Origin of the sequence: Cohnella sp. SGD-V74 (assembly GCF_003001675.1) — a bacterium.
Lineage (GTDB): Bacteria > Bacillota > Bacilli > Paenibacillales > Paenibacillaceae > Cohnella.
Genome location: NZ_PVYW01000040.1, coordinates 1 through 12,507 on the forward strand (window position 1 = coordinate 1; position 12,507 = coordinate 12,507).

At 58.5% G+C, this 12,507-nt stretch carries 11 protein-coding genes and 1 pseudogene; 1 reads left to right on the forward strand and 11 read right to left on the reverse strand.

The features are described from left to right. Nucleotides 1-299: 299 nt before the first annotated feature. From B0G52_RS34800 to B0G52_RS34840, 10 genes are all read right to left on the reverse strand, one after another. Nucleotides 300-1,772: a serine hydrolase domain-containing protein gene (locus tag B0G52_RS34800; RefSeq protein WP_094051042.1), complete on the reverse strand. Its 1,473-nt coding sequence runs from the start codon at nt 1,770-1,772 to the stop codon at nt 300-302. Then, a complete protein-coding gene (locus B0G52_RS34805; protein ID WP_094051043.1) occupies nt 1,769-2,290 on the reverse strand; it encodes a hypothetical protein in 522 nt (173 codons plus the stop codon). The genes B0G52_RS34800 and B0G52_RS34805 overlap by 4 nt, the downstream gene beginning before the upstream one ends. A 131-nt stretch (nt 2,291-2,421) precedes the next feature. Further along, nucleotides 2,422-2,979, reverse strand: a complete 558-nt coding sequence (locus tag B0G52_RS34810) for an RNA 2'-phosphotransferase (protein ID WP_094051044.1) — start codon at nt 2,977-2,979, stop codon at nt 2,422-2,424. 26 nt (nt 2,980-3,005) lie between these two features. Continuing rightward, entirely contained in the window at nt 3,006-3,233 is a 228-nt protein-coding gene (locus B0G52_RS35460; RefSeq protein WP_143762689.1) for a TIGR02452 family protein, read from the reverse strand. Further along, nucleotides 3,208-3,795 (reverse strand): riboflavin biosynthesis intermediates N-glycosidase, encoded by a 588-nt coding sequence (locus B0G52_RS34815; RefSeq protein ID WP_094051045.1) that lies wholly within the window; start codon nt 3,793-3,795, stop codon nt 3,208-3,210. The genes B0G52_RS35460 and B0G52_RS34815 overlap by 26 nt, the downstream gene beginning before the upstream one ends. Beyond that, complete coding sequence (locus B0G52_RS34820) at nt 3,792-4,688, reverse strand: NUDIX hydrolase (protein WP_094051046.1); 897 nt, start codon at nt 4,686-4,688, stop codon at nt 3,792-3,794. Before B0G52_RS34820 ends, B0G52_RS34815 begins: the two co-directional genes overlap by 4 nt. An 88-nt stretch (nt 4,689-4,776) precedes the next feature. Then, nucleotides 4,777-5,793, reverse strand: a complete 1,017-nt coding sequence (locus tag B0G52_RS34825; protein WP_094051047.1) for an AAA family ATPase — start codon at nt 5,791-5,793, stop codon at nt 4,777-4,779. Continuing rightward, on the reverse strand, nt 5,790-6,470 hold the full coding sequence (gene pnuC / locus B0G52_RS34830; RefSeq protein WP_094051048.1) for a nicotinamide riboside transporter PnuC: 681 nt from the start codon (nt 6,468-6,470) through the stop codon (nt 5,790-5,792). The genes B0G52_RS34825 and pnuC overlap by 4 nt, the downstream gene beginning before the upstream one ends. 208 nt (nt 6,471-6,678) lie before the next feature. Next, nucleotides 6,679-8,337, reverse strand: a complete 1,659-nt coding sequence (locus B0G52_RS34835; RefSeq protein ID WP_094051049.1) for an FAD-binding dehydrogenase — start codon at nt 8,335-8,337, stop codon at nt 6,679-6,681. A 30-nt stretch (nt 8,338-8,367) separates the two neighbouring features. Next, entirely contained in the window at nt 8,368-8,949 is a 582-nt protein-coding gene (locus tag B0G52_RS34840; protein ID WP_094051050.1) for a guanylate kinase, read from the reverse strand. 143 nt (nt 8,950-9,092) lie between these two features. On the opposite strand from B0G52_RS34840, the gene B0G52_RS34845 reads away from it, so the two are divergent. Beyond that, on the forward strand, nt 9,093-12,209 hold the full coding sequence (locus tag B0G52_RS34845; protein WP_094051051.1) for a hybrid sensor histidine kinase/response regulator: 3,117 nt from the start codon (nt 9,093-9,095) through the stop codon (nt 12,207-12,209). 70 nt (nt 12,210-12,279) lie between these two features. On the opposite strand, the pseudogene B0G52_RS34850 reads toward B0G52_RS34845, so the two are convergent. Continuing rightward, nucleotides 12,280-12,507, reverse strand: a pseudogene (locus tag B0G52_RS34850) (DUF4351 domain-containing protein); the annotation flags it as partial.

Genomic DNA, 12,507 nt, shown 5'->3' on the forward strand with positions numbered 1-12,507 from the left:
TCGTTGCCGAACACGTGCCGAATGCATCAGTCTTAATACTTAGCCTACGCCAGCTCCCACTGATCTCAAGGTGGGGGCTATTTGACGCTTACCTCCAACCCGACTCAGCACGGTTGCAGCTACGCTGACGTCCCATTCGATGCTCCAACCCGACTCAGCACGGTTGCAGCTACTCAGACGTCTCTTTCGATGCTCCAACCCGACTCAGCGCGGTTGCAGCTACTCTGACGCCCCATTCGATGCTCCAACCCGACTCAGCAAGACTGAGTCAGCCTAGATTCTTCAACATCTGGGTTACGTTACTTCGGGGGCGCTCTACTAGTTCGCGATTCTGCCTTAAAGCCGCATAATTTGAACGCCCCAAGCGCCAGCAGCGCCGCGGACAAGACGAGCATCGCATGACCCAGGCCCGGGCTGAACCGCAAAACCGTCCCCCAAGGCGCTCCCGCCGCTCGCGGCACAGCGATCAATATCATGAGCGGCAGAACGAAATAAAACGGCGCAATAGCCGTCAACAGATGCCGGTATCCGGGAAACTGCCTTCTCCTCCGCCGGACAATCATTCGAATGACGTCAACCGAGATCCAGACCGCCGCCAGCACGCAGACCGCGCCCAGAACCGCTTCGATCGAACCGAACGGAGTGAGCGGCGGATATCCCGGAGGCAGAGTGCCTCCACGCACGGCCGCCTCCATCAGCCTCATGGACAATTCTCCGTAAGCATGGCCGTATACCGTCGTTAGCAGCGCGTCGTTCGTGTTCATCAGCACGACGATTCCCCAGCCCGAATCGAGGTCGGCAATGACGTCGGAGTGAAAGTTCTCCGCATCCCCTCCGTGCCAGATCCTGTTTCCGAATGAAAACCAGCCCAGGCCGTAAGAGAAGCCGACTTCCGGCTTGTGCATCGCGCGGGTTCCCGTCGGAGTCACGATTGCTTGGCCGCCGTATTGCCCTTCGTTGAGCTGGGCGATCAAGTAATGAGTCATATCCTCCGCCGAAGCGGCCAAGTAGCCGGCGGGAACGAGAGCAGGGGCTATCAGGTGCTTCGTCTCCCGCAATTGACCGAATACGGACTGGTAACCGGCGGCCAGCCTCTCGTCATCCGAGTTGCCGGCAAAGCTGTTCCTCATCTCCAGCGGTTGAAAGATGCTGCCCGCGACATACTCTTCGTAGCTTATTCCCGAGACGCGCGTCACGATCTCCCCTAGCAGCGCGTAATTCACGTTGGAATAGCGAAAGACGGCTCCTGCCGTCTCCTTAAGCTTAACCCCGTCCAGCCGACGAATCGCTTCGGCGGGCGCAAGATCGCCGTCGGCGATCCAAGCCCTCCCCGTATAGGTCGATAATCCGCCGGTCTGATTCAGCAGATGGCGCACCGTGACCGGCCCGCCCGCCTCGGACTCCTTCCAGCGCAGCTCCGGCAAATGTTGCCGGACAGGGTCGTCCAGTCCCAATCGTCCTTGTTCGGCCAGCTGCACGATCGCAAGCGCGGTGAGCGATTTGCTGACCGAGCCCAGCAGGAAAGGCGTGGCGGGCGTAACCGGACGCTTGCCGTCGTCGGCGATACCGTACCCCTGCACGTATACCATTCGGTCCCGGTGCACGACGCCGATGGCCATTCCCGGGATTCGGTACTTCTCCATTCCTTCCCGGACCAACGCGTCGATCTTCGCCGTATCCAGTTCGGCGGACGCCTCGGCCGCATTGGCCCCGACAGGAAAGAGCGATACCGCAATCATAGCCGCCAATAGCCATGCAAGCAGCCTTCTCATGATTCGTACATCGCAAAATCGGCCACGAGAATTACCGTCGCGCGATCGTTCTCCATAATGAATTCGATGACTCTGCCGTTTTGCTTGTCCAAGTAGCCCATCAACCGGATCTGGTCCATCTCGCGCACGTAGTAATCTTTGCCGTACTGCGCCTCGATGCGGGATTTATCGTCCCCGATCTTCACCTGTCTGGCCGTCGCGGCATCCCCCTTCAGCGAATATCCGTCAACCTGTCCGCCGTTGAGATTGTAGGTGAAATCCTCGTAATCGAGAATGACCTCTCCCCGCCAACTGGTCGCCCCTTTCAGCGTCCCTCTGAACGTCGGCTCTCCGCGCTGAGCGACCACCTCTTGCTCCGAAATGCCAAGATCGCTCAGACCGCCCGTCTCCGCTGCCAGATCGATGCCCGTCACGGAATCGATGTAGTCCAATGGCGACGGCAGCGCCTCCTTCTTGGCTCCGCACGCCGCCAACGCGAGCATCATAGCCGCCAGCAACAACAGCATCGTTTTTCTCATCGGCTCTCTCCCCCTCTTCTCTATTGACCGATATTGGTCGCATGAGAGAAAAAGGTTCGATTTACTTCATGACGATCGTCCGCCAACCGTCATTCGCGACCATTTCGGGTCGGGCCTGCAGTTGTCTTCCTCTACTCCCGCTCCTCTTGCATCACGTAGGGCCACGGCACATGCTCGCACAGCCAGACGCCGTTGGCTGACAGCCAAAACTTGTGACCGTCCCGATGCATGGCCGCCGCCGAAACTCGAAGCAGAAGCGGCTTTCCGTGCCGCTTGCCTACCTGCATCGCCGTCTCCGTATCCCGCGATAGATGAACATGCTGCCGAGACCCTTTTTTGATGCCTTCCGCGCATATGCTCTCTATTGAACGAGAAGCCGTGCCATGGTAGAGGAATTCGGGAGGAGCGCACTCCTCCATCTCCACATCGACCGCCACCGAATGTCCCTGATTGGCGCGAATGCGGGTCCGGTCCTCGTTGAATTTGTAGCGCTGCTTGCTGTTATCGCGGACGATTCTCTCCAGCGTCTCCCTGTCGATCCTCCTGCCCGCGCGATTGCAGCCTGCCAGCAAGTCGTCGACGTCGGCCCAGCCGTTGTCGTCCAATTTGATATGCGCCGCCGACGGCTTGTGCCGCAGCACCAAGCTCAGAAACCGGCCCAGCTCGACGTCTCTATTGCTCTGCCTCATCCTTTTACCTCCTCTCTATCAAACGTTTAAAAGAGTTTCACGCAAATTCCCTCTCGAAAGCGCGTATGCATTTGCCGTCGCGAGCGTCCAACACGGCGAATCGAATCTCCTCGAACAACGCGTGGGGAGATCAGCACGCTGGTTTCCTCCGAACGCTTCTGCTGCGCGGAGAAGTCGATCCTCCGCCCGCTATATTCATACCCTCCTTGCTCCATGATTCGCACCGTCTCATGCGCGATCTCTTTGCGGTTCATTCGTATTCCCCTCTTTCCTTAACAGCTCGTCACGCGCTTCGGTCAGCGCAAATCCGAGCAGGTTTGTTCCCCGCCATTGCAGCGGATTCTCCGCATTCGGATTGGACTTGCCCATACCAATGCCCCAGATGCGATCTCGGGGACTGGCTTCGACCAGAATGCGGTTTTTCGTTGATTTCAAATAGTCCCAGAGCTGCGGGTTTTGCGAAAATTTGGCTAAGGTGCCGCGTTTGACGATCTCGTAGCACCGGCTCCCCCACACGTCCTTGTCGAAATTGCCGACAGAGCGGCCGAACGCCTTCATTTCCTTCGGATGTTTGGCTTGCATGATCGCGTTCAGCATCTCGCCATCCCCGAACAGCCGAGCCTTCTCCGCCATCATGTACTGTTCCGTGCAGGAGTACTCCGTTCCGTCGATTTCAAAAGGAGTCATCCACCATTGGCTCAGGCAGCTCTGGTTAACGCTTCCGTCAGCAGGCGGCGTATGGCCCCAGAAAAACAAATATTTAAACTTGCGGTCCGCCCGACAGGCGCTCCTCAATTGCTCCAGATCGTAAATCATTCCGCTCCCTCCAAATTCCTCCGATAAAGTCGGGACGGACGGTGGCCGGCATTCTCCGTATAATGGTCCGTCTCGGAGACGAGATCGGCCACTTTGCGCCGGAAGGCGGCCTTCAGCAGTTCCTTGTCCAGAATGACCTCGTACACCTGCTGCAGCTCCGTCAACGTAAACAGTTTCGGCATCAGATGCAGCGCGATATCGGTATAGTTGACTTTGCCGCGCAGCCGTTCGATCGCGTAGGCGATGATTTTGGCGTGATCGAACGCCAGGCCGTCGTTCGACACAATGGCGTAAGTCGTCTTGGAAGCCGTCTCGGTCACCGTCTGCACCCGCTCCACGACCGCGGTCAGCTCGCCGTGATCAGACGTCAGCTTAAGCTCGTGCGCCAACGTCTTCACGTATCCGCCGTCCTCGATCGGCTCTTTCGTCTCCCTCAGCAGCCGATAAGCCACCTTAAACCACGCAGCGTTCGCCGCATCGTCCCCCGCTCTCACCTGCACCTTGCCAGCATCTATCAGCGCCATATACGAGCAGCTCATCACCCATGTCCGAGGATCTCGCCCTACGTCGCTGAACGTGTACAGCTGCTCCAGATAGACGTTGTCCACGCCCGTCTCCTCGCGCAGCTCTCGCTGCGCGGCCTGCTCCGTCGTCTCGCTCGGACGGACGAAGCCGCCCGGCAGCGCCCACCGGCCCAGATAGGGGTGGCCGCCGCGCTGAATGAGCAGAACCCTTAGCTCCTTCTCCGGAAGCTTGCGGTAATTGTCCTCCTCCTCGTCCGTCACGGTGAAGATGACCATGTCCGCCGCCACCGAAGGCCTTTCGTAATCGCCCGCGCTATACCGCTCCAGAAACTCCCGTTCCGTCAAACCGTCCCGATCCCGCACGTCCATCGCTGATCCCTCGCCTATTTTTTATTCGAGCCCTATTCCATCCGACCCGATCCCGTCTGACTCCTATCCCCCCGCAGCCGTCCCTGCGTCAGCCTCTTCCGCCAAGCTCGCCGAAGTAGTTGGCGTAAGGCGTAAAGCGGGCCAGCACCTCGTCAACCTGCCGCATCCGTTCTTCCAACCCGCCCCTAAGCGTAATGTAGGGAATCCGGCGCCGCTTCAAATCCGCGATGATCTGCTTGTGGAACACCTGGCGCTTCTGATCTCCGCTCCTGTCCCACGTATCGTCGTACGGAATATCGTCGTCGCATAGGAAGAACAAGTCGTACCGCTGCGCGTTCTCAAGCGCGATTCGTGTCAGCAAATCCGGAGCTTTGCCGTGATAATCGAGCGCGAACATATAGGTCGTAATCGCGTTGGTGTCCACGAACAGATAGCGATTCGCCTCCAGCAGCGCCTTCTCTTCCCGTTCCAGATGGCCGACCGCGATCTCGTCGAAGGCCGGCAGATCGATTCGGCGCTCCACCTGGTGCTCGGTCCAGTAATCCCGGCCGTACTCGCTTGCGTACGTCGTTCCGTAGCGCTTCGCCAGCGCCTCGGTAATCGTCGATTTCCCCGTCGACATCGCCCCCACGAACACAACCTTCACGACCAAGTCCCGATAGACGACGTCGCTGACGAATTCCCGGTACTTGTACGGATCGGAGCGGACCATCGTCGCCGAGATCGGAACGACGCCGCGCGCCTCATCTACCCGCCGATCTATCGCACCAAGCGCCCGGCTCATATGCTCGCCGTAAAATTCGCTGGAATAGAAGTGCGTCGCCTGCTCTCCGTTCAGCAGCCCGAGAATGTACTGCTCCTCGCGGATTTCGTGCTCCCGGTCGTTCGAGTAGCCGTCCGGTCCGTCCCAAGCTTCGATCACCCTCACGGTCGGATACAGCTTGCGAATCCAATCGGCGCGCACCTGGAGCGGAATCGGCGTCACGTCCGTCTCGTAGATGACGACGATCAGCTCGTCGACCTCGCGCAGAGCCGTCTCGAACATATATTGATGTCCCTTGTGCAGCGGCGCGAACTTGCCCAAAGTTAAACCTAGCGTTTTCATGCCCGTGCCTCCCTAGCCCCTTTATTCCAGGTGTAATAACCGTAAATCGCATTAACCAGGTACGCGCTCCACATGACGATCATCAGCAGGCCGTCCGGGCTGCCGTCGACCGTGCGGATTACCCACAGCAGCACCGTGAAAATGTTAAGCACAATGTAGACGAGCCACTGCTCCTTATACCTTCTAACCATAAGAATGGTCGCCACTATCGACAATACGGTCGTCAATGCGTCGATGTAAGGCGAGTTCTGCCCCTCGATCAGCGACAGGCCGTATCCGAGCGCCGCGCTGCCCGCTGCGCAGACGACCGCCACTAGCGCCAAGCTTGCGGCGTTTAATTGCCGCATAATGACCTGCCGATCGCCGCGCAGGTTCTTCTTCCACATGAAGAAGCCGACCGCATTCATCGGTACGAAGAACAGCAAGTTCAGCATCACCTCGCCGAACAGCCCGTTCGTATACGCGAGGTAAGCGTAGCCGAATGTATTGTACATGCCGAAGACGTAAGTCATCAGGTTGCCTTTGGCCGCCAGCACGACGCAGAGGACGCCGGTCAGAAACACCGTAAACCCGAACAAAGTATCCTTCATGATAACCGTCAAAGCGATGGCGATTCCCGAAAACAAAGTCAGCCAAGCAATCTCGTAAACGTTCCAGCTTCCCCACAGCTTCCTCATCCTTATCCCTCCGTCTGCTCTCCCGCATCTGAAGTCATGCGCGATTCTCTTTGTATTATTTTGATAATAACAATTTGTTAATATCAAAAATAACAGAAAGGCAGAGAAGAAGCAACCACTTTTTGAAGGTTGCCTCCACCGTTCGGTCGATGGAGGCAGTTCAGGTTACTCAACGTTCGACGCTGGCCAGCGCAATATGTTGTCCCCCTTACCCGATATCCTCCGCGGCCGCCCGCCCCGCCGTCCTTCCCGAGAAGAGGCAGCCGCCGAGGAACGTGCCTTCCAGCGCCCGGTAGCCGTGCATGCCGCCGCCCCCGAACCCGGAAGCCTCTCCGGCCGCGTAGAGGCCGGGAACCGGCTGGCCGTCCGCTCCGAGCACTCTCCCGGATAAGTCCGTCTGCAGACCGCCCAGCGTTTTGCGGCTGACGATATGCAGACGAACGGCGATCAGCGGGCCGTTCCTCGGGTCGAGAAGCTTGTGCGGACGCGCCACGCGAATGAACTTATCTCCTTTGTAGTGCCGCGCTCCGCGGAGCGCGGTTATCTGCAGGTCTTTCGTGAACGCGTTGTCCATCTCCCGATCCCGGGCCCGCACCTGCCTCTCGATCTCCTCGAAGCTGAGCAGTCCTTCTCCGGTCAGCTTATTCATCCCTGCTACCAGCTCCGCGAGATTGCCCGCCACGACGAAATCCTCCCCCTTATCGAGGAAAGCCTGAACGGGAGCCGTCGGTCCCGGCAGTACCCTGGACAGCACCTGCCTCACGCTCTTGCCGGTCAGATCCGGATTTTGCTCCGAACCGGAGAGCGCGAACTCCTTCTCGATAATCTTCTGCGTCAGAATAAACCAGGAGTAGTCGCAGCCCGTGCGCCGCAGCGTCTCAAGCGTGCCAAGCGTGTCGAAGCCGGGGAAGTTGGGCGCCGGAAGCCTCCTGCCTCTCGCATCGAGCCATAGGGAAGAAGGTCCGGGAAGAATCCGTATGCCGTGGCTCGGCCAGATCGGGTTCCAGTTCCGGATGCCTTCGGTGTAGTGCCACATCCGGTCGCGATTCACGATGCGTCCTCCCGCCTCCTCGGCGATGCCGAGCATTCGCCCGTCGACATGGGCGGGAACGCCGGACAGCATATGCTTCGGAGGCTGTCCGAGCCGGGCCGGCCAATTCGCCCGCACGAGATCGGGGTTGCCGCCGATGCCGCCGCTCGTGACGAGCACCGCCCGCGCGTAATACTCGAACTCCCCGACGATCTCGCGGGAGCTGGCCTCCCCTCTGGCCGCATCGCTGGCGACCAGCGCGGAACCGCTTACACCGACGACCGCGCCTTGCTCGCGAATCAGGCGATCGACGCGATGGCGAGGCAGATAGACGATCCTGCCGCCGTCGCGATGTTCGCGAACGCGCCGCTCGAACGGCGCGACGATGGCCGGCCCCGTCCCCCACACGATATGGAACCTCGGCACGGAATTGCCGTGGCCTTCCGCCAAGTACCCGCCTCTCTCCGCCCAGCCGACGACCGGGAAGAAGCGTACGCCCATGCCGTGGAGCCAGGCTCTTTTCTCCCCGGCGGCAAAATCGATGTAGGCTTCCGCCCACTTCCGGCCCCAGTGGTCTTCGTCCGCTCTGTCGAACTCCGCAGAGCCCCTCCAATCCTGCAACGCCAGCTCCTTCGAATCTTTGACGCCCAGACGGCGCTGCTCCGGAGAATCCACCAGAAACAGCCCTCCGAACGACCACCACGCCTGCCCTCCGAGCGACGCTTCCGGTTCCTGGTCCAGCAGCAGCGTTTTCTTCCCCTTGTCGGCAAGCTCGGCAGCCGCGACCAACCCGGCTAATCCCGCCCCCACCACGATCGCATCGAACTCCCTCTCCATGGACCATCCTCCTATTGGCGATTATTGCGCTTATTCAAGGTGATCGGATCGTAACGATGCGCCATCGTTCTTCCTCAACCCTTCCCGGATGAAGTCTGCCAGCAGATCGATTTTGCCAAGGTTGCCGTCCGAATTGTTCAGCACCAGATCGCATTCGGCCAGTGCCGCAATCTCCTCCTCGTAGGAACTCAGCCGGACGCGAATCTCCTCCGGCCCGTGACCTCTCGCCTCAAGCCGCCTTCGGCAATCCTCCTTGCCCGATTTCACGCCGATCAGCAGCGTCCTGTCCCGGAACAGCTCCCGCAGCTTGCCCGCTCCTGCCTGATCCAGAATGACGGAACGAGCGACTCCTCCGCGAATAACGTCCTCTACGAGTTGCAAGGGCGTCCCGTACAAATTGCCGTGATATTCCGTCATCTCCACCATTTGTCCCCGGTCGTGCAGGCGCTGCATCTCCGATCTGCTTTTAAAGAAATAGTCCACCCCGTCCGTCTCTCCTTCGCGGGGCGCGCGCGAAGTCCACGTCACGATTCGGGGCAGTCCGAGCCGCGACTGGATCGTGCTTTTGCCGGAGGCGCTAGGCCCTTGAAGCACCACAAGCGATATCGACATATTGGCCTCCCTTGCGCTTTCTATATCTGATTCCACTATACCTTCTTTTCGTTGGAAATACAGGCCTTGCAAGGTTAGAAAATGGAAGAACGGCGGCCGTGAACAAGGAAAATCGAAAGGCGACGTCGAAAGAGTACGATACTATGACGCCAATCCAAGATTCCAAGCTGCTGAAGTCCCTGCTGAAATCCGCCGCAGTGGCCGGCTTGTTTCTCGCTTTTCTGCTAGGGCTGCGATGGTTCTGGTCCGAAATCTTCTTTACCCCGCAACATCCGGACGTCGTTCAAGGCACGCTCGACTTGCGGGGATGGGACTTCAGCGCCAATCCGTCCATCCCGCTCGACGGAGAGTGGACTTTCTATCCTTCGGCTTTCGTCAACCGCGCCAACGAAGCAGAGCATGCCAGCAGGTTGATATCCGTTCCGGAAAGATGGGCAACCGCCGGAGTGGAGGGCTTCGACGGCGCTTACGGATACGGGACGTACAAGCTGCGCATTCTGATTGATCCGAACCCCGATCTAGACTTGAGCTTCTGGTTCCAGGAAGTCGGGGCTTCTTCCCGCGTGGAGATCAACGGCGGCAAGCCGTTCGAGGTCGGCCAGATCGGGGAGAGCAAGGAAACCTACGTCCCCAGCATGAGAACTTATTTGCTGTCCTACGAAACGAAGGGCGCCGAAGAAGTCGAATTATACGTTCAAGCGGCCAACTTCGACCACTTCACCCGAAGCGGGATCGTCCGGTCGATTCGGTTCGGCGACAAGGACGCGATCGATACCGAATGGTGGTACTCGATCGGCTTCCAGCTCGTGACGTTCGCGATCCTGCTCGTACACGGTCTGTATGCCTTCATTTTGTTCCTGTTCAGCCGGCGGGAGAAAGAATTTCTGATCTTCGCGCTGCTGCTGTTCGCCGCCGGCATAACGGTCGTCTCTTCCGACGAAGTCATTCTTCTCAACTGGCTGCCGATCAATTATACGTGGCTGATCAAAATACGGCTTCTCTCGTATATGTGGCTGTCCATGCTCATTCTAATGATGGGCAGAGTTTTCTCCGGAAGAGCTGAGAAATCGGCGGTCTACCGCATCTTCTTCGGATCGTTCGTCGCCTATACGCTGTTTATCCTGTTCGCGGACGTTACGCTCGTCAGCATCAGCTACTGGCTCAGGATCATGACTTTCTACTACGTGGCGCCGCTGGCGGCGTTTGTCTGGCTGACCGTAAAAATGATGCTTGAACGCAAAAACGACGTCATCTATCTGTTTCTCGCCATCGTCAGCGTGCTGTCCAGCGTCCTCTGGGGCATTGTCGATTATTGGCTGCAGAGCACGACCGTCTATTATCCGATCGATATTATCGCCGCCATTATTTCGTTCTCGGCTTACTGGTTCAAACGCTACTTCCGCAATGCCGAGGAGAATACCCGTCTGAACGTCCAGCTCAGGGAGGCCGACAAGCTGAAGGATCAGTTTCTGGCCAATACCTCCCACGAGCTGCGAACGCCGCTTCACGGCATGATGAACATGGCGCGCAGCGTCGTGGAACGGGAAAAACCGGTGCTTGGCGAGCGAAGCGTCGCGGATATGGAGCTTCTGATCACGGTCGGCCGGCGGATGTCGCACCTGCTCGACGATCTGCTGGACGTCACCCGGCTGCAGGAGAAAAGGATCGTTCTGCGCAAGGAACCGCTGTCCGTCGCTTCGATCGCCTCCGGCGTCGTCGCCATGCTCCGTTTTATGGCGGAAGGCAAGCCCGTCCGTCTGGCGATCGAGATCGGCGACTCGCTTCCGCAAGTATTGGCCGACGAGAAAAGACTGGTGCAGATTCTGTTTAATCTGCTGCATAACGCTCTGAAATTTACCGACGAAGGAATGGTGACCGTATCGGCGGCTGCGGAAGGCGGGATGGTCGTTATCCTCGTCAGCGATACCGGAGCCGGCATGGACGAAGAGACGAGGCGCCGGGTGTTCCTCCCTTACGAGCAAGGAAGCCGGAGCTTGAACGAGGACGGAGGCATCGGGCTCGGCTTAAGCATTTCCAAGCAATTAGTGGAGCTTCACGGAGGAGAATTGACGGTAAGCTCCGAACCGGGTGTCGGTTCCGTGTTCCGCTTCTCGCTGCCGATTGCCGATTCGCTGGCCGACGCTCCGCCGGCGCTGACTTTCCGCTCGGACCTCACGGATAGAGGCTACCTGGAAGCGGCCGCTTCTCTCTTAACCGAGACGTCCCCGGAACCTTCGGCTTCCGCCTCATCACCGCAGGCCTTCGAAGCCGGACGTGCCAACATCCTTGCCGTGGACGACGATACGATCAATCTGAAAGTGCTTGTCGGTATTCTCGCGAACGAACCGTATAACATCGTCACCGCGACTTCCGCCCGCGAAGCGCTGGAGCTGCTCGGCTCCCATACATGGGATTTGATCGTCGCGGACGTGATGATGCCGCAGATGTCCGGTTACGAGCTGACCGAGAAAATCCGGGAACGATTCTCGATGTCGGAGCTTCCGGTTCTGCTGCTGACCGCCCGCAGCGGGCCTGCCGACGTTCAGGCCGGCTTTCTTGCCGGGGCCAACGATTACGTCACCAAACCGGTGGAAGCGACTGAACTGAAGTACCGCATTCGGGCGCTGACGACGCTCAAGCAAACCGTGAGCGAACAACTTCGTCTGGAAGCCGCGTATTTGCAGGCGCAAATTCATCCCCACTTCCTGTTCAACGCCCTGAACTCGATCATGGCGTTAAGCGATGAGGATACGGTCAGAATGCGGAAGCTCGGAGACGCCTTTACTTCGTATTTGAGAATCAGCTTCGACTTCCTTAATTCGGGCAAGCTCGTGGAGCTGTCCCATGAGTTGGAACTTGTCCGCTCTTATCTGTACGTCGAGAAAGAAAGATTCGAGTACAAGCTGAACATCGTGTGGGAAGTCGAGCCGAACATGAGACTGACGCTGCCCCCGCTCACGATTCAGCCTTTGGTAGAGAACGCCGTCCGGCACGGGGTTTGCGGACAGATTCAGGGAGGGACAGTGCGGATTCGCATTGTCCGTCAGGACGGCTCCGCACTGATCGAGGTCTCCGACGATGGAGTCGGAATGGACGACGACAAATTAAGCCGCTTGCTGGATTGGGCGGATCGGACCAAAGGGATCGGACTGTCCAACACGAACCGAAGATTAACCCAGCTGTACGGGCAAGGCTTGTTCATCCGGAGCCGCCCCGGCGAAGGAACGACCGTATCGTTCCTCGTTCCGGAGCGGAGTTAACGCGAACGCGAAAGGCCCTCATGTTCCGCTCTTCCTTGGAACGCGAGGGCCTTTGTATGCCATTGTGAACTTAATGCGAGACTTTCAGTTTCTCGATGTCCGGACCGGGCAGGCCTGTCACTTTAGCGATCAACTCGACGGACAGGCCTTCTTCCAGCATTCGGGATGCGACTTCGACCTTGCCTTCGGTCATCCCTTCAATTTTGCCTTCGCTCAGCCCCTGCATGTAGCCCTTCCGCTCGTACGAGCTCATCAGTCCCATCAGAGATTCCTCCTTTTCGGGATATTCTTTTATAAA